The 17416-nt window shown below is 67.6% G+C and carries 11 protein-coding genes and 2 pseudogenes; all 13 read right to left on the reverse strand.

What is annotated here, in order from left to right:
* Nucleotides 1-20: 20 nt before the first annotated feature.
* The gene (locus tag QEG98_RS25190; RefSeq protein ID WP_141590916.1) at nt 21-575 is read right to left on the reverse strand and encodes an OmpH family outer membrane protein; all 555 of its coding nucleotides are present in this window, start codon (nt 573-575) and stop codon (nt 21-23) included.
* Between the two features lie 107 nt (nt 576-682).
* Nucleotides 683-3085, reverse strand: a complete 2403-nt coding sequence (bamA, locus tag QEG98_RS25195) for an outer membrane protein assembly factor BamA (RefSeq protein WP_316567960.1) — start codon at nt 3083-3085, stop codon at nt 683-685.
* Between the two features lie 130 nt (nt 3086-3215).
* Nucleotides 3216-3890 (reverse strand): ABC transporter ATP-binding protein, encoded by a 675-nt coding sequence (locus QEG98_RS25200; protein ID WP_316563114.1) that lies wholly within the window; start codon nt 3888-3890, stop codon nt 3216-3218.
* A gap of 2 nt (nt 3891-3892) precedes the next feature.
* Nucleotides 3893-6262, reverse strand: a complete 2370-nt coding sequence (locus QEG98_RS25205) for an ABC transporter permease (protein WP_316563115.1) — start codon at nt 6260-6262, stop codon at nt 3893-3895.
* Nucleotides 6263-6274: 12 nt separating this feature from the next.
* Complete coding sequence (gene lysS / locus QEG98_RS25210) at nt 6275-7828, reverse strand: lysine--tRNA ligase (RefSeq protein ID WP_316563116.1); 1554 nt, start codon at nt 7826-7828, stop codon at nt 6275-6277.
* Between the two features lie 74 nt (nt 7829-7902).
* Nucleotides 7903-8244, reverse strand: coding sequence for an anti-sigma factor family protein (locus tag QEG98_RS25215; RefSeq protein ID WP_090495551.1), 342 nt, complete (start codon nt 8242-8244; stop codon nt 7903-7905).
* 38 nt (nt 8245-8282) lie between these two features.
* Nucleotides 8283-8909, reverse strand: coding sequence for an RNA polymerase sigma factor (locus QEG98_RS25220; protein ID WP_090495493.1), 627 nt, complete (start codon nt 8907-8909; stop codon nt 8283-8285).
* A gap of 140 nt (nt 8910-9049) precedes the next feature.
* Nucleotides 9050-10172 (reverse strand): peptide chain release factor 2 gene (prfB, locus tag QEG98_RS25225; protein ID WP_228558019.1). Its coding sequence is split into 2 segments (ribosomal slippage): nt 9050-10102 and nt 10104-10172, totalling 1122 coding nucleotides; the frame shifts between segments, so codons are not numbered across the junction.
* A gap of 18 nt (nt 10173-10190) precedes the next feature.
* Nucleotides 10191-11513: a DUF4105 domain-containing protein gene (locus QEG98_RS25230; RefSeq protein WP_316563117.1), complete on the reverse strand. Its 1323-nt coding sequence runs from the start codon at nt 11511-11513 to the stop codon at nt 10191-10193.
* A 99-nt stretch (nt 11514-11612) separates the two neighbouring features.
* Nucleotides 11613-12495 (reverse strand): annotated as a pseudogene (gene ybeY / locus QEG98_RS25235) (rRNA maturation RNase YbeY).
* A pseudogene (locus QEG98_RS25240) lies at nt 12434-14991 on the reverse strand (HD family phosphohydrolase). Before QEG98_RS25240 ends, ybeY begins: the two co-directional pseudogenes overlap by 62 nt.
* Nucleotides 14992-15124: 133 nt before the next feature.
* Nucleotides 15125-16210 carry a PhoH family protein gene (locus QEG98_RS25245; protein WP_090495497.1) on the reverse strand — a complete coding sequence of 362 codons (1086 nt, stop codon included), beginning with the start codon at nt 16208-16210 and terminating at the stop codon, nt 15125-15127.
* Between the two features lie 87 nt (nt 16211-16297).
* On the reverse strand, nt 16298-17413 hold the full coding sequence (locus QEG98_RS25250; protein ID WP_316563118.1) for a DUF4388 domain-containing protein: 1116 nt from the start codon (nt 17411-17413) through the stop codon (nt 16298-16300).
* Between the last annotated feature and the right edge of the window lie 3 nt (nt 17414-17416).

Raw genomic sequence — 17416 nt, forward strand, 5'->3', positions numbered from 1 at the left:
GCACGAGTTGGGAGTGACGGCTACTTCTTCGTCGGGGCGTCCTTCGCCGCCGTCTTCTTCGAGCTGTTGTACGCCCGGATGACTTCGTTGGAGATGTCGTGCTGCGAGCGGGCGTAGACGATGCCGGAGTCGCGGCGCTCGAGGACGAAGCCCAGGTCATCGCGCTCGGCGATGGTGTTGATGATGGAGTCGATCTTGTCGATGATCGGCTTCATCTCCTGCTGCTCCTTGTTGGCGGCCTCGGCGCGGCTCTTCTCCCACTTCTGGGCGAGCAGCATCACCTTGCGCTGGAGCTCGGCCTCCTTCTGGGCCTTGCTCTCCGCGCTCATGGCGCTGGCCTGCTTGTCGAGCGTCTCCTTCTCGGCGCGGAGCGCGTTCTGCTCCTTGTCGATTTCCTTCTGGCGGTCGTCGAGCCACTTCTGGAGACGGGCCTTGGCGGCCTTTCCGTCATCCACCTCCAGCATGACTTTCTGGAGGTCCACGTAGGCGACCTTCAGCTCGGCGGCCGAGGCGGCCACCGGGAGGGCGAGCGACAGAGCGGCGGCCGTGGCCGCGATGGTGGTGCGAAGCGACATGTTCAGCAACTCCTCAGGAAGGGTACAAGCTCCGACGTACGCCTATCGGGCATCTTCAATTCCCTCCGCCCGTGGGCGCGGACGCCGGACGACGGGCCAAGGGCTTATCAGAAGAAGTTGCCGATAGTGAACTCGAACAGGATGTTGTCGTCCTCCGGCCGCTTGGTGAGCGGGATGCCCCACTCGAAGCGCAGGGGGCCAATGGGCGAGAACCAGCGGAATCCAAAGCCGGCGGCATGGAAGAGGCCGGCCGGCAGCCGGTCCTGACGGTCCTCGAAGAAGCGCTCATTCGCCGCGAAGGCGTTACCCGCGTCGTAGAAGACGACGCCGCGCAGGCCGGCCTTCTCGAAGATGGGAAACTCCAGCTCGAAGTTGAAGATGAGCTGCTTGTTACCGCCCACCCGGAAATCCGTGATGGTCGCGTCCGGACTGCCGGAGCGAGGAACCTTCACGGACGGGCTGATGCTGCGCAGGAAGTACCCGCGGACGCTGTTGATGCCGCCCACGTAGTAGAGCTCCGAGATGGGCAGCGGCTTGTTCTGGTCCAGTTGCTGGATGTAGCCAATGGTGGCGTTCGTCTTGAAGACGAAGCCCAGCGGCATGGGGAAGTACAGCCGCGAGTAGGCCGTGTACCGGTTGTAGAGGAACGTACCGCCCAGGAAGTCCGGGGCGAGCTCCACCGAGCCGTAGTGGATGAAGCCACGCGACGGGAACAGGCGGTTGTCGCGCCGGTCGAACGACAGCGACAGACGGGCCGCGCTGGTCGTTCCGGACAGGAACTGGTTGGCCAGCAGCACCGCGCCCAGGTTCTGCCCGGCCTCCACGTTGACCCACTCACGCGAGTAACCAATGGTGCCCAGCAGGTCGTCGATGAACTGGTAGCCGATGGACACCGTGCCACCGGTCGAATTGCGGATGAAGCCTTCGTAGTCCGCCTGGATGCGGAAGAACTCCGCCGACAGCAGGTAGCGCGTGTCCAGGAAGTACGGGTCGTAGAAGGACAGCTGCACCAGGGAGCGCAGACCGGAGATTTGCGCGGACGCGGAGACGCTCTGGCCCCAGCCCAGGAAGTTGTTCTGGGCGATCTGCGCCGTGAAGATGAAGTTCTCCACGTTGGAGAAGCCCAGGCCGACCTGGAACGTACCAGTCGCCTTCTCCTTCACCTCCACCTGGAGGACGATGGTGTCGTCCGCCGAGCCGGGGCGCTGGGTGATTTCCACTGTCTCGAAGAAGCCCAGCGCGGTGACGCGCTCGCGGCTGCGGCGCACGCCGGTGCCGCTGTAGAGCTCCCCTTCGTAGACGCGCAGCTCGCGGCGGATGACCTTGTCACGCGTCTTGCTGTTGCCCACCACGTCGATGCGCTCGATGGTGACCTGGGGCCCCTTCTGCACGTCGAAGGTCAGGTCCACCGTGCGGCTGTCCGCGTTGACGCTGGTGATGGGGTTGATGTTCGCGTAGGCGTAGCCGCGGTCGTAGTAGACGTCCGAGACGGAGAGGATGTCCTGCGACAGCTGCGAGCGGTTGAAGCGCTCGCCGGTGGCGGACTTCATCATCGACGCCATCTGTTCCTTGGTGACGTCGTCGAGCAGGTCCCCGGAGAAGTCGATCTTCCCGATGTCGTACGGCTCGCCCTCCGTCACGCGGAGGGTGATGAAGATGAAGCGCTTGTCGGCGGAGAGCTGGACGGTGGGCTTGTCCACCCGGACGTTGATGAAGCCCTTGTCGTAGTAGGCGATCTGGATGACGGCAAGGTCGCGCTGGAAGGCCTCCTCGCGGTAGGTGCCCTCACCGGTGAAGAAGGAGAGGAACCCGCCCTCGCGGGTGATCATCGTCTCCTTCAGCTCCGCGGCGGACAGCTTCTCCGCCCCGAGGATGGTGATCTGCTTCACCATCACCTTGGCGCGCTCGTTGATGTTGAACACCACATCCACGTTGGCGCCGCCCTCGACGGGCTTGAGCTGGTGGCTGACCTCGGCGAGGAAGTAGCCCTTCTCCACGTACTTCGCCTGGATCTTCTGCACGCTGGAGCGCACCAGCTCCATGTCCAGGATGGTGGAGGGCTTGACGTCAATCTCCTCCTTCAGGTCGTCCTTGCTCAGCTCCTCGTTGCCTACGAGCTGAACGAGCCGGACGGTGGGGCGCTCCTCCACGCGCACCACGTAGGCGACGCCGCGGGCCAGCCGCTGGACGAGCAGCTCCACGTCCTGGAAGTAGCCCAGCGCCCACACCGCCCGGAGGTCCTGGGCGGTGCGCGTGGGGCTCAGTTCGTCGCCCACACGGGTCCGGAGGGCGCGGCGGATGGCTTCGGCCTCGACGCGCCGGTTGCCTTCGACGCGGACCTCCACCACCCGGCGGGCATCCTCCGGCGACACCGGGGCGTCATCGGGGAGCGCGGGCTCGGAGGCCACGTCGGCAGGAGCAGCGGGAGCGGTCACCTCGGGCACGGCAGAAGGCGCGGCGGCGCCCTCATCCTCTTGCGCCAGCACGGAGCCGGGCACGAGGGACCACATGGCGACCGCCAGCAGCGGGAGCAGTGACTTGCGCGACAGAACGGGGTGCCTCAAGGGGAGACCGGCCAGGAAAAGGCGGGGCAATCTACGGGAAGGCCCATCAGGGCCTCAATGCAAAATTGCCAGGACATCACGCCTCCGACACCTCGCCCCCGGCCAACCGGAGGCGGCGGGGCATGGAGCGGGCAAGCGTCTCGTTGTGGGTGACGACCACGGCGGTGATGCCTTGCTCGCGGTTGACCTCCCGAAGGAGCTGGTGGATGCCCTCGCCCGTCGCCGGGTCGAGGTTGCCGGTGGGCTCGTCCGCCAGCAACACCGCGGGCTTGAGCACCAGGGCGCGCGCCAGGGCCACGCGCTGGGCCTCACCACCCGACAGTTCCCCTGGACGGTGGTCCACGCGGTGTCCCAGTCCCACCCGCTCCAGCAGTTCACGGGCATAGGCGTAGGCGGCGGTGCGGTCCTGTCGCCGGATGAGGGCGGGCATGGCGACGTTCTCCAGGGCGGTGAACTCCGGCAAGAGGAAGTGGCTCTGGAAGACGAAGCCGATGGTCTGGTTCCGGAACTCGGCGATCTCCGCGTCGTTCATGGAGAACACCGCGCGGTCCTCGAACATCACCTCGCCGGCGGCCGGGGCATCCAGGGTGCCCAGGACGTGCAGGAAGGTGCTCTTCCCCGCCCCGGACGCGCCCACCAGCGAGACGAGCTCTCCCCGCTGGATGTCCAGCGACACGCCTCGAAGGATGTCGATGCGCTTGCCGTGCAGGAAGTAGCTCTTGAAGACGTTGCGGATGGACAAGAGCGCCATGGCTACTCCGCCTTGAGGCCTTCCACCGGCTCCACACTGCTGGCCTTGAGGGCCGGGTAGATGGAGGCGAGGTAGGTGACGAGCACCGCGATGACGACGGCCAGCACGGTCTGCACCGGCTCGACGCGCACCGGCACCGCCGGGATGTAATAGACGTCCGGGTCCAGCTTGATGCCGACCTTCTCGATGAAGACGCACCAGGACAGGCCGGAAATCAGACCGAGGAAGCCGCCCGCGACGCCAATCTGCAGGCCCTCCGCGAGGAATATCTTCACGATGCCGCCATCGGGGACGCCCAGTGCCTTGAGGACGGAAATCTCCTTCCGCTTCTCCAGCACCAGCATGATGACGGTGGCGACGATGAGGCCCGCGGCCACGATGATGATGATGGAGAGGATGATGCCCATCACCAGCTTCTCCAGGCGCAGCGCGGAGAAGAGGTTCTTGTTCATCTCTCCCCAGTCGCGTGCCCGGTAGGGATAGCCGCCCAGCACCTTCACCACCTGCGAGGCGATGCGCCGCGCATCATCGATGTCCGCCACCTTCAGTTCGATGCCCGTGGCCCCCTTCACGCCGAAGAAGTCCTGGGCCTCCTTGAGCAGGATGTAGACGAACTTGGAGTCGTACTCGTACATGCCCGAGTAGAAGATGGCCGCCACACGGAAGGCCCGGCTCTTCGGAATCGGGCCGGAGGGGCTCAGCTCGGTACCCAGCGGGGACACGACGTTCACCCGGTCTCCCACCACCACGCGCAGCGAGGCCGCCAGCTCACGGCCAATGACGATGCCCGGCAGCACTGGCGCCTTCTTGGGCGTCCCGGAGCGGCGGATGATGTCGTCCTCCTCGACCCCGCTCTCCTCCGCGGGCTCCTCGTCCGGCAGGCCGCGGTGGACGATCTTCTCCGGCGTATAGAGGATGTCGAGCGAGCCGCCACCGAGGATGTTCTTGGGCAGGTCCGTCACCTCGCCCACCGTGCCCGGGTCGATGCCCTTGATGATGACGCCGTCCACGTTACCCTCGGACGCAATCATCACCTGGTTGATGATGAAGGGCGTCTGCCCCACGACGCCGGGCACCTTGCGGACGGACTCCATGACCTTGGCGTACTCGGGCAGGTCGCCCGCGTACTTGGACACCACCGCGTGCGCGTTGGTGCCCAGGATCTTCTGCTGCAGGTCGGCCTCGAAGCCGCTCATCACCGACAACACGATGATGAGCGCCATCACGCCCACGCCCACGCCGCCCACGGACAGGGCGGTCATCATCATGGTGGGCGACTGCTCCCGAAGCTTGAGGCGGTTGAGGTCGGAGGCGGCCGCCAGCGGGTCCTTCAGGCCCAGTTCGCGGATGCGGGTGCGCTCCACGGCCGCTTCTGCCGAGCGGATGATGAAGTAGATGAGCAGCGGGGGGATGATGCCGAGCATCAGCACCGCCAGCGTCCCCAGCAGCAGCGACGGCCGGAACACCGCCACGTGCCGGCGCGCGACGAAGAGCTCGAACCCCAGCTTCAGGTCCACCCGGCCGCTGCCGGCGGCGATGAAGCCGGTGTTGATGCCCAGCACCAGCGCCAGCACCAGGAAGGTGAAGACGAGCCAATACCCCAGCTCCGGGCGGCCAATCAGCCCCGCGACGTACGTCACCTCGCGCAGCCGGTAGCCCAGCGCGAGCTGCAGCCCGGGCAGCCGCTCCATCAACGTGAGGACGATGGGGATGGGCAGGCCCAGGTACAGCACGCCGATGGTGGCCTCGGGCAGCGACAGCCGCTGCGCGCGCGACGCGCCGATGAAGCCGGAGATGAAGGCCACCATGCCACCCGCGAGCAGCGCGATGGCGAAGGCCCCGGTGGGCGGCAGCGACAAACCGCCGCTGGCGCCCTTCCCCGCCGAGCCCAGCTCCGTGGCGGACACGCCGCTGGACAGCACCGTCTGCAGGAGGATGAGGACCACCTCCGCCAGCAGCATGCCGCCGCCGTAGGCGCCCAGGGTGCTCCAGTAGAAGTCCCGGTAGCGCGCCAGGCGCGGGTACAGCGTGGCGCCCGCGGCCGGGCTGGGCCCTTCGGTGGGCTCCGGCGCGCGGCGGATGCCGGCGGCGATGAGCGCCCACCCCGCGAGCCAGACGACGGAGCCCGCGACGAGGAGGCCCGTGTTGGGCACCGGCGCGACGGGCTGCTCGGACACGAGCAGCAGCGCGTTGAGGGCCTGGACCAGCCCGCCCCACCCCAGCAGGGACAGCCCTAGGGAGGAGCTGGTCTCCAGCCAGGCTTGAGAGGACGTGAGCGCCACCCCGAGCAGGCTGAAGCCCACCAGGGCGACCAGCGCCCCAATCCAGATGAAGGTCCAGCGATGGACGGTCTGCCGTTCGGCGGAGTGCACGCGGCCTCCTGGCTACTTCGCCAGTGGCTTGAGGAGGGGAAACAGGATGACGTCCCGGATGCTCTGCGAATCCGTGAACAGCATGGCGAGCCGATCAATCCCGATGCCTTCACCGGCGGTGGGCGGCATGCCGTGCTCGAGGGCCCGGATGTAGTCCTCGTCGTAGTCCATGGTCTCCTGCTGGCCCCGCTGCTTCGCGTCCAGCTGAGCCTTGAAGCGACCCTTCTGGTCCAACGGGTCGTTCAGCTCGGAGAAGGCGTTCGCGATTTCGCGGCCCGCAACGTACAGCTCGAAGCGGTCCGTCACGTCCGGGTTCTGGTCATTACGCCGGGCCAGTGGCGAGACGGCGGTGGGGAAATGGGTGATGAAGGTGGGATGGATGAGCGTGTGCTCGACGTGGTGCTCGAAGAGCGCGCCCACCAGCTCACCGTGATTCATGGTGTCGATGGCCCGCCGCTCGGCCTCCGAGTGGCTCGTCTTGAGCAGCTCGTGGCGCAGCCGGTCCGCGTCCGCCATGTCCTTGTCGGACAGGCCGCTCACCACCTCGCGGATGGCCTCCGTCATGGAGATGCGCTTCCAACCCTTGCCGAAGTCGAGCACGTGGTCGCCGTACTTCACCTTCGTGTCGCCGGTGACGGCCTTGGCGGCCTCCGAAATCATCTCCTCGGAGAGGTCCATCAGGTCCTCGTACGTGGCGTACGCCTGATAGAACTCCAGCATCGTGAACTCGGGGTTGTGCCGGGTGCTGATGCCTTCGTTGCGGAAGTTGCGGTTGACCTCGTAGACGCGCTCCAGGCCGCCCACCACCAGGCGCTTGAGATACAGCTCCGGGGCGATGCGCATGTACAGGTCGATGTCGAGCGCGTTGTGGTGCGTGGTGAAGGGCCGCGCCGCCGCGCCGGACACGAGCGGGTGCATCATCGGCGTTTCGACCTCGACGAAGTCACGCGTGTCGAGGAAGTTTCGGATGAAGCGGATGAGCTTGTTGCGCCGGAGGAAGGTCTGCTTCACGTCCGGGTTGGACACGAGGTCCAGGTACCGCTGACGGTAGCGGACCTCCACGTCCGTCAGGCCGTGCCACTTCTCCGGCAGGGGGCGCAGGGACTTGGTGAGCGGGGTGAACTTCGTGGCGGAGAGCGTGAGCTCACCCGTCTTCGAACGGAACACCGGACCGGTGGCGGCCAGGAAGTCGCCCAAGTCACAGAGCTTGAAGGTCTCATAGGAGTCCCCCAAGGCGTCCTTCTTCATGTGGACCTGGATTTCGCCCGAGCGGTCGCGCAGCTTGATGAAGGCGGCCTTGCCGAAGGAGCGCATGGCCACGACGCGGCCGGCGACGTCATAGGGCGGAGGCGCGGCCTGCTCGATTTCCTCGGCGGACTGAGCGGCGTGCTTCTCGTGGATTTCGGCGGCCTGGTGCTGGGGACGGTAGCCGTTGCCGTACGGATTGAAGCCGGCCTCGCGCCACTTCGCGGCTTTCTCCAGCCGCTGGTCGTAGATTTCCTGTTCCTTCGTCCCGAGGTCGCCCTCGCCCGCACTCTTCTCGCTCTTGTTTTCGGTCTCGGCCATGACGCGCTTTCCCAAAGGCGCGGCACCGTAGCCAAGCCTCCCCCGGGAAGCAACGCAACACAGCGGATGGCCGCTCAGGGAGCGACCATCACGAGGAAGGCGGCCACGGCGGCCGCCAGCAGCAGCGGGATGAGGACCTCCACCGGGAGCCGGTGGTTCATGTGCAGGGTGTGGAGGCCCCGCAGACCGAAGCGGCGCTTGCGGCGCACCCGGTTCATCACCAGGGAGGCGAGCGCGGGTGGGGCCTTCTCACGCTCCACGCGCTGGAGCCGCTGCACCGTGCTGGAATAGCGCTGCCAGCCCTGGCGGCAGTCGTCGCAGCCGTCCAGGTGGGTGCGAACCTCCTGCGCCTTGGGGGCGGGAAGCTCGTCGTCGGCGAGCGCGAGGAACAGGGCCCTCGCCTCGCGATGGTTCATCCGCGGTTCCACGTCCCGCAGTCTGCGATGAATGCCGTTCATGGCTCAAGCCGCCCCAGGAGGTCCGCCAGCTTTTCCCGGGCCCGGTGGAGCCGGCTCTTCACCGTGCCCTCCGGAAGCTCGGTGATGTCGATGATTTCGTCGTAGCTGAGGCCTTCGATGTCGCGCAGCGCCACCAGCATGCGCGCGTCCGGCTCCAGTTGGGAGATGGCCCACTGCACCCGGGCGCGCTCACGCGCGGATTCCAGGGCCGCATCCGGGCCGGGCGCGGTGCCCCCGCCTTCGGAGAGCAGGGCCGCGGCCTCGTCGAACACTTCGGAGCGGCCCCGGCCCCGGCGCTTCAGGTACTTGAGCCGGTTGATGCAGTGGTTGCGGGTGATGCGGAACAGCCAGGTGGACAGCTTCGAGTCCTCGCGGAAGCGGCGGACGTTCTGGTGCACGCTGACGAAGATTTCCTGCACCAGGTCGTGAGCTTCCTCACGATCTCCCACCATGCGGACGCAGAAGTCGTAGAGCCGGTCCTGGTGGGTGCGCACCAGCAGCTCGAAGGCGTCCGGCTCACCCCGGCGCAGGCGGGCCAGCAGCGCCGCGTCCTGGCGGCGCGACTCGGACGCGTCCGCGGCGGCCTCTTCCTGTCCGATTTCGAGCACGCCGCCCGATGACACCCGTGTCCTCCCGCGACAGCCCCTCCGCAGGAGGTGCCACCGTCCCTCAGCCTACCTTGGTCCCCTGCCCCGCGGCCCTCCGACAGCAGGGCCGCGGAAAAGGTTCCGGGCGAAGGCGAGGAAACGGAGAGGCGCGGTGCCTAGTCCGCGCCCGCGCTGCGGTTGGGGTTCTTCACGCCCAGCAGCTGGGCGGTGACGAACTCCTCCAGGTCCCCATCCAGCACGGCGTCCACATTGCCCGTCTCGATGCCGGTGCGCAGGTCCTTGACCATGCGGTACGGCGCCATGACGTAGGAGCGGATCTGCGAGCCGAAGGAGATGTCCTTCTTCTGCGCCTCGGCGGCGTCGCGCGCGGCCTCACGCTTCTTCATCTCCAGTTCGTACAGGCGACCCCGCAGAATCTTGAAGGCCATGTCCTTGTTGGCCGACTGCGAGCGCTCCGTCTGGCAGGTGATGATGATGCCGGTGGGCAGGTGGCGCAGCTGCGCGGTGGACGACGTCTTGTTCACCTTCTGGCCGCCCGCGCCGCCGCCGCGGATGAACTTCAAGTCGATGTCCTTCTCCGGGATGTCGATCTGGATGGTGTCATCCACCTCCGGATAGACGTCCACGGACGCGAAGGCCGTCTGCCGGCGCGCGTTGGCGTCGAAGGGCGAAATCCGCACCAGCCGGTGCACGCCCACCTCCGCCTTCAGGTAACCGTAGGCGAAGTCGCCTTCGATGCGCAGGGAGACGTTCTTGAAGCCCGCCTCTTCCCCCGGCACCTCGTCGTTGATTTCGACCTTCCAGCCCTTGTTCTCGCAGTAGCGGGTGTACATGCGCAGGAGCATGGCCGCCCAGTCCATGGAGTCCGTGCCACCGGCGCCGGCGTTGATGTCCATGAAGCAGCTGCTGCGGTCCTGCTCGCCGGACAGCATGCGCGCCAGCTCCAGCTTGGCGACATCGCCCTCCAGCCCGGTGAGGGAGCCTTCCGCCTCCTGGGTGGTGGCCTCGTCGTTGGCCTCGGCGGCCAGCTCGAAGAGCACCTGCGCGTCATCCAGGCCGCGCATCACCTTGTCGTAGGCGCCGACGCTGGCCTCCAGCGTGGACTTCTCCTTCAAGAGCGCCTGCGCCTTGGTGTTGTCGTCCCAGAAGGTGGGCAGCGTGGAGTCGCGTTCAATCAGCGCGATGCGGGACCGCTTGCGGTCGAGGTCAAAGATGCCCCCGGAGCGCCAACACACGCTCCCTGAGGCCGTTGATCTTCTCCATCGAATCGTTCGCCATGGCTTCTTTCCGTATCCTCTAGGGAGTCTTCAGCGATGCGACGGCATCCCGCCGTCCGGCTGACGCGCGGTCCGCCCTGGGGAGGCGCGCCAGTACTCGATCCAGACCGAATGCGCCCGCCATGCCCAGGGAGATGGGCAGGATGAGCGCGATGAGCCGCCAGTTGTCCTGGTCGAAGGGCGGCAACACCTTGAGCACCACGCCCAGCACCCCCAGGACGGCCAGCAGCGTCCACACCTTGAACAGGCGCGTGCGGGCCTTCTGGCTGCCCCACGTCAGCGCCACGCCGAAGGGCAGCGCCAGCAGCGTCAGCGGGTTGGCCAGGAAGAGATTCTCATTGCGGTACGTCACCGTGTGGTCCGTCACCAACCCCATGATGAACAGCGCGGTGCCCGGCAACCCGAGCGCCAGCCCCACCACGGCGTTCTCCAGCCCGAGCAGCAGGCGGGCCACGCGGCTGCCCCGCTGGCGCTCCCACACCGCCAGCCCGACCGCCAGGCCGCCCAGGGCCAGGCCCAACGCGAGAAGCCACGGGCCCCACGGGGGAGGCTCCGCCGGCGGACGCCGACGCGTGGAGGATTCGTAGTAGTTCCAGCTCTTCGCCGCGAGCGACGCCGGCTGCCCGTCCGCCCCCTTCACCTGGAGCGCCGCGACCTGGGCCTCCAGCTCATCCGGAAGGAAGGCCTCTTCCCACTTCGTGATGGGACGGTCGATCTCGTCGTTCATCATGAAGTCGAGCAGCACGCTCATGGGCGCGTTCACCGCGGTGTAGCGACGGGTGTGCTCGCGCAGCGTCATCCGCCCGGGTGCCCGGTCCGCCTCGCGGAGCTGGCCGCCCGTGGCCACGTCAATCATGTCCCGCAGCCGCGTGACGCAGTTGTCGTTGTAGTGGTGGTACAGGTACTCGCGGTTCTCCGGCAGCACGTTCTCCGCCAGCCGCTTCGCCACGACGACGCGCTGCTCGGGCGTGAGGTTGAGCTCCTGCACGCGGACGTCGCGGTCCTCGGCCTGGTAGTAGCGGAAGGTGCCACCCACTGACGACTGGCCCACCCAGAACTCCAGCCGGCCCATGGCGAAGCGCGCGAGCATGGCCTCGTCGAAGGAGAACATGCCGTAGTTGTAGAGGCGCGACATCTGCCGCCGCCGGTCCTCCACCACCAGCGAGCCGTGGCCCCACCAGGACGGCACGTCATCCCCGGGACTGAACGTCACCAGGAGGATGGCCAGGTCCTCGCCCTGGCTTTCTCCCGTACCCCACGGCGGCATGGAGGCCGCGCGCGCGGGCGCCGCCAGGAGCAGCAGGCCGAGCAGGCAGGAGGCGATGAGTGATGGGCGGAGCATGGCTTGGTCCAACACGCGGGAGGCCGCCTACCTATCACGCACGCCGCCCGGCTCAACGGGATGGATACTGGATTGTCCAGCGGGGAGCCGGCGGAGGGCCTACATGAGGCTGCGAGCGCGGCGGGCCTTGGCATCCACCTGGAGCGAGTCCGCCACCATGCCCCGCTCGCCCAGGAGCTGTTCCTCCAGGGCCGCCATGCGCTTGGCGTCCCGGGGGCGCTCGTGGTCGTGCCCCAGCAGGTGGAGCAGGCCATGCGCCAGGTAGCGCGCCATCTCCGCCTCCAGCGTGCGGCCATACTCCTTGGCCTGCCGCTTCGCCGTGTCCAGGGAGATGACCACGTCCCCCAGCGGGCGCGGTCCAGGTGTGCCCTTGGGCAGGTCGCCCGCGGGGAAGCTCAGCACGTCCGTCGCCTTGTCCTTCTGGCGCCAGGTGCGGTTGAGCCGGCGGATGGCCCGGTCGTCCACCAGGGACAGGGACAGCTCCACGCCGGACAGCTCGAGCTGCACCAGGTACGCCCTGGCCCAGGTGGTCAGCAGGCGCGCGAAGTCCCGGCCCTGGCCATGCGCCACCTGGATGGTGACGTGGTTTTCCTGCACGCGGGGCTTGGGCGTCTCCATGTGCGCCAGCTCCGGGCGGAACGCAGGCGCGCACACCGACCAGTAGTCACACGCCCCCTGGCCGTCGTTGCGGTACACCACGCGCTTGCCGCGCGGCACCAGTCCGACCTCGCCCGCGGAGATGCGCTCGCGGCGCCCCTCCACCACGATGGTCAGCTCGCCCGTGAGGACGATGACGACCTCGTCGAATTCGGGCGCTGCGCGGGCTCGGACCACCCGGGGGCGCCAGCATCCGCGCGACGGACGCGGAGTCCGTGCTGGTGGTGGCCGCGCCCACGAACTCCTCGATGCGCTTGCCGTCGTCACGGGGAATCAGCTTCCCCTTGCGCAATCTCACGCCATTGCCCCTTCGTGCTGCGCTCATGCGCCCCCGCGGTCCGCGCCTTGTCCTTGCCTTCCGCGGGCCGATGCACCGCGCCCGCCACCACCAACGGCGGCGCCTTGCCCCCACCCACGGCGCCCGCCGGGTAGGCCGGACGCGTGTGGTAGATGCCCTCGAGCGTGTGCAGGAAGGACTGCGAGATGAGGTTGAGGTCCTTCAGCGTCAGGTCACACTCGTCGAGCTGACCCTCGGAGAAGATGAGGTTGATGATCTTCTGCACCTGCGCGAGGAGCTTGGGCGTGGTGGGGTCCGCCATGGAGCGCGTGGAGGCCTCCACCGCGTCGGCGATCATCACCAGCGCCGCCTCGCGGAACTGCGGCTTCGGCCCCGGGTAGCGGTAGATGCTCTCGTCGATGGGCGGAGCACCTTCCTTGCCCTCCTGCTCCTTCAAGGCCTTGTGGTAGAAGTAGCCCACCGTGCGCGTGCCGTGGTGCTGCGGAATCGCATCCGCCACCAGCTTGGGCAGCCGGTACTGACGGGCCATCTCCAGGCCCTCCGTCACGTGGCGCTTGATGATGACCGCGCTCATCGCCGGCGCGAGCGCGTCATGGCGGTTCTCCCCCTTCTGGTTCTCCCCGAAGTAGAGCGGATTCCGGCCCTTGCCGATGTCGTGGTAGTACGCACACGAGCGCGCCAGCAGCGGGTTGGCCCCAATCGTCTCCGCCGCGTTCTCCACCAGCGAGCCGATGATGATGGAGTGGTGGTACGTGCCGGGCGCCTGGACGATGAGCTCCTTGAGCGCCGGGTGGTTCAGGTTGGCCAGCTCCAGCAGCTTGATGTCCGACGCGTAGCCGAAGGTGGCCTCGATAAGCGGCGTGAGCGCCATCACCATCACCGGCACCGCCAGCGAGGAGCCCGCGAAGGCGCTCACCGCGGTGATGAGGGTATCGGCCGACAGGCCCTTGCCTTCCACGAGGAAGAGGAAGAGCACCGCCACCAGATTCACCGCCCCCGTCACCAGACCCGCGCGGAAGATGCCCACGCGGTCCTTCGCCTTCACGATGCGGTCGGCCGCCACCAGCGACCCCACCAGCGTGAAGACGCCGAAGGCCAGCGAGTTGCCCAGCATCACCCCGGTGAGACAGGCGAAGACGAGCGCGAAGAAGAGCGCCAGCTCCTGCGTGAGGATGAAGCGCACCAGCATGGCGCCCGCCGCCACCGGGAAGGCGTAATAGAAGGCCTCGATGGGCAGCGCGGTGTAGCGGTCCTGCACCGCGTCCGCGATGGACACCCAGATTTGCAGCAGGCCCAACAGGCCCAGCAGCAGCAGGCCCAACAGCACGCCGTCCTTGCGCGTGGGACGGAAGCGCCGGAACGCGGCGCGGCAGAAGAAGTACGTCGAGACGATGAGAAGGCCCACCAGGCCCGTGCCGCCCACCTGGAGCTGGACCAGGTCCAGCCGGTCCGTCTCCGCGCGCATGCCGCGCAGGATGACCAGGTGCGACTCATTGACCAGCTCACCGTCGCCAATGACGCGCTGGCCCTTCTTGATGGAGATGACGGCGTCCTTCACCGCCTGGGCCGCCTGGTTCCGGCGCGCGTCCGACTCCGCGATGTTGATGGTGAGGTTCGGCCGAACCAGCCGCTGGGCCAGCCGGAGGATGGCGCGGCGCTGAACGCCCGGCGCGTCCGGCATCAGGTTGCCGGGCACCGAGGCGAAGCGCTCCATCTCCTGGTGCGCCTCGGGGACGTCCACCACCTGGGTGGAGCCCCCGACAGGGACTCCTCGGCCTTGTTCACCACGTCGCGGACGGTGAGGCCCTGATGCGCCTCCCGCGCCAGCTCCTCCCGGGAGCCCGCCACATGGACCGCGCCGCGCTCGGAGCGATACGCCCGCTCCAGCACCAGCAGCGTGGCCGTCTCCGCCTCCTGCGAGAAGCGGGTGGCATAGAGCGCCTGGAAGTCCTCGGCCTCCAGCACGGCGTCGCGCTTGCCGAAGAAGCGCTCCTGGAGCTCCGCCCGCATCTTCTCGCGGGTGCTGCGCTCCAGCTCCAGCATCTCCGGGGACGCGGCGGGCTTGCGCCGGCGGGGCGTTTCGCGCTCCTCGGGTTCCGAATCGGACTGCGCCTCCGCGAGTTCGTCCAGATGCAGCCGCATGGACGCGAAGGCGGAGCTCACCGTCGACCGCAGCTGCCCCAGGACGGCGGGGTTCAGGTCGTACACCGGCTTGACGGCCGCGCGCGCGTCCTGGCGCCGCTGCTGCGTCATGGCGCGGTGGACGACCTCGTAGTCCCGCGCGGCCTTGAAGCCGGCGGGCGAGCTGGCTCGGAACGGCTTGCCGAGGTTCTCCTCCGCCAGCGCCGGAATCTGCTGGCTGTAGAGACCCGGTGAGATGACGAATCCCGCGCCAATGGAGACGGCGAGCAGGAGAAGGACCTGGATGGCGCGCCGCCCCCAGACGCCGTTGTCCAGTCCGAGGCGTTCGGCGAGCGCGTCCAGTGGACTGCGCCCGGGGGGCTGCGTTTCCGGTTCGGCCATGGGGGTCCTCACCCTAGATAAGGCGTCGCGGATCCTTCAAGGACGCAGCGCCTGGGAATATTCGCAAGGGTGGGATGGAGTACGCCCGCCCGGCAGGGTACGCGCGGGTGGGCGCAGGTAGGTATCGGCACCGTTATTCGACGGCAACGGGCTCGGCGGCGGTGGCCGGCGCCGCGGTGGGGGCCTGGGCGGCAGCGGTTGCTGCTTCCCGAGCCGCCTGGGCTTCGCGCTGGGCGACGTCCGCCCGGTCGTAGGCGCGGATGACTTCCTGGACCAGGGGGTGGCGAACGACGTCCACCTCCGAGAACTCCGCGAAGTGGATGCCGTCGATGTTCTTCAGCACCGCGCGCGCATGGTTCAACCCGGACATCTTCCCCGTGGGCAGGTCCACCTGCGTCACGTCACCGGTGATGACGGCCTTGCTGTTGTAGCCCAGGCGCGTGAGGAACATCTTCATCTGTTCCACGGTGGTGTTCTGGGCTTCGTCCAGGATGACGAACGCGTCGTTGAGCGTGCGGCCACGCATGAAGGCCAGCGGGGCCACTTCCACCACGCCCTGCTCCAGCAGGTGCGCGGCGCGCTCGGCCGCCATCATGTCGTGAAGCGCGTCGTAGAGCGGCCGCAGGTAGGGATTCACCTTCTCCTGCAGGTCTCCTGGCAGGAAGCCCAGCTTCTCACCCGCCTCCACCGCGGGGCGCGCCAGGATGATGCGCTTGACCTTGCGCTCCTGGAGGAAGGCGACCGCCATGGCCATGGCGAGGTACGTCTTGCCCGTGCCCGCGGGGCCGATGCCGAAGACGATGTCGTGGGAGCGGATGGCGTCCACGTAGCGCTTCTGGTTGATGCTCTTGGGGGAGATCTGCCGGTTGCCGGAGCTCTTGAGCACCGGGCCCAGCATGACTTCCTGCAGGGACTCCGCGCCGCGGCCGAGCACCTTGATGCCCTGCTCCACGTCCTCCCGATAGACGGGACGGCCGGCGCGGATCATCTCCTCCAGGTTCTCCAGGAGGCGGACGGAGAAGGCGACGGCATCGGACGGGCCGGAGAGATGGAACTCGGTGCCGCGTTGTCCCACCCGGACTCCGAGGCGCCGCTCCATCAACTTGAGGTTTTCGTTCTGGTTGCCGCAGAGGGCCAGGGCGGTCGCGTTGTCACGAACGTCCACCTTGGCGGAGGCGGTAAGCACTTCGGGCGCTTCCAACGTGGCGGGATTTCGCAATGCGGATTCTTCCTCGGTCTATGTCGCTACGGCTGACACCAACGTAACGCCGCCCCCAGGGCCGCGAAAGACGACTTTGTGTCAGGGCTAGCGCAAGGGTGGCAGGAGAATGAACTGCCGAGCGGCCAACCGCCGGTAATAGTACTCTTCCCGCCACGGGTATTTCAGTTCGCCCGGTTTCAACAGTCCAGCCTGCACCAAAGAATCCAGACGTTCGGGCAGTTCACCGCGTTCCAGGCGAAACACCTCGAGCGCGGCCTCGATGCGGACGCGCTGGGCCTGGGAAACATGACGTTGGGCCGCTGCGTCCGCAAATACCGCGGGAACGCCCGCTTCGGGGTCCGGGCGCACGGCCCGGGGAACCACCAGCACTACTGCCGCCAGCACCCCCACGGTGGCGACGAGGCGCCCCAGCGGCCCCGCCACGCGAGCAAGCAGGCGCTGGTCCCCAGGAACGGGGGCCGGGGCGCCCTCCGGGAGTATCGGCCGGACGTACTCGCCCTTCACCAGGTTGTAGAGCGCCTTGCAGGTCTCGAATTCGCCCAGGCAGGAGATGTCCACCAGCTTGCGCAAATCCCTCCCGGGCGAGAGCTCATCGTAGATGCGCCGCTCCGAGGGACCGATGGCGCCCAGCTCCCCACCCTCTTCTCCACGCGGCTGAGGCAGGGCCTTGATGCGCTCGAAGACCAGGTCGTCGCGGTGGATTTTCTGCCGGATGACCGGCCACTCATCCACCATCCGGAAGCCCTCCATGAGCACCGTCTCGGCGCGCAACGGATGGATGGCTTCCGCGTCCGGCTCCACCGGCTCCTGGATGAATTCGTAGGTGCCCGACTTCCAGGTGAAGAGACGGTAGAGGGTCTCCGTGGCCTGAAGCTGCATCATCGCCTGGAAGCGCTCGGCGGTGAGGGCCTGGCTGGAGACGAGCACGTCCCCCAGCCGCTTGAGCGTGCGGCGCTGCGTCTCCAGGGCCGCCTCGAGCTGCGTCTCGGTGATGAGCTCCGAGCGCACCAGCATGGCGCCGATGAGCTCCTTGCGCTTCCGGGTGACGCTCTCCGCCTTGATGATGTGGCCATCGTTGAAGCCGATGCGCACTTCCTGGTCCTTGGCGCGGACGTGGAGGGTGCCCGTCTTCTGCTGCTGCCCGATGAGCTGCAGGATGTCGCCAATACCAAAGTCCTTCAGGGTGCCTTGCAGGGACATCGC

It is taken from the genome of Myxococcus sp. MxC21-1 (assembly GCF_032612255.1).
Classification (GTDB): domain Bacteria; phylum Myxococcota; class Myxococcia; order Myxococcales; family Myxococcaceae; genus Myxococcus; species Myxococcus virescens.

Excerpts from the sequence above, each read along its gene's own strand:
- QEG98_RS25190 (WP_141590916.1), bottom strand. The coding sequence starts at position 575 with ATGTCGCTTCGCACCACCATCGCGGCCACGGCCGCCGCTCTGTCGCTC.
- bamA (WP_316567960.1), bottom strand. The coding sequence starts at position 3,085 with ATGTGGTCCCTCGTGCCCGGCTCCGTGCTGGCGCAAGAGGATGAGGGC.
- lysS (WP_316563116.1), bottom strand. The coding sequence starts at position 7,828 with ATGGCCGAGACCGAAAACAAGAGCGAGAAGAGTGCGGGCGAGGGCGAC.
- QEG98_RS25200 (WP_316563114.1), bottom strand. The coding sequence starts at position 3,890 with ATGGCGCTCTTGTCCATCCGCAACGTCTTCAAGAGCTACTTCCTGCAC.
- QEG98_RS25230 (WP_316563117.1), bottom strand. The coding sequence starts at position 11,513 with ATGCTCCGCCCATCACTCATCGCCTCCTGCCTGCTCGGCCTGCTGCTC.
- QEG98_RS25215 (WP_090495551.1), bottom strand. The coding sequence starts at position 8,244 with ATGAACCATCGCGAGGCGAGGGCCCTGTTCCTCGCGCTCGCCGACGAC.
- QEG98_RS25250 (WP_316563118.1), bottom strand. The coding sequence starts at position 17,413 with ATGTCCCTGCAAGGCACCCTGAAGGACTTTGGTATTGGCGACATCCTG.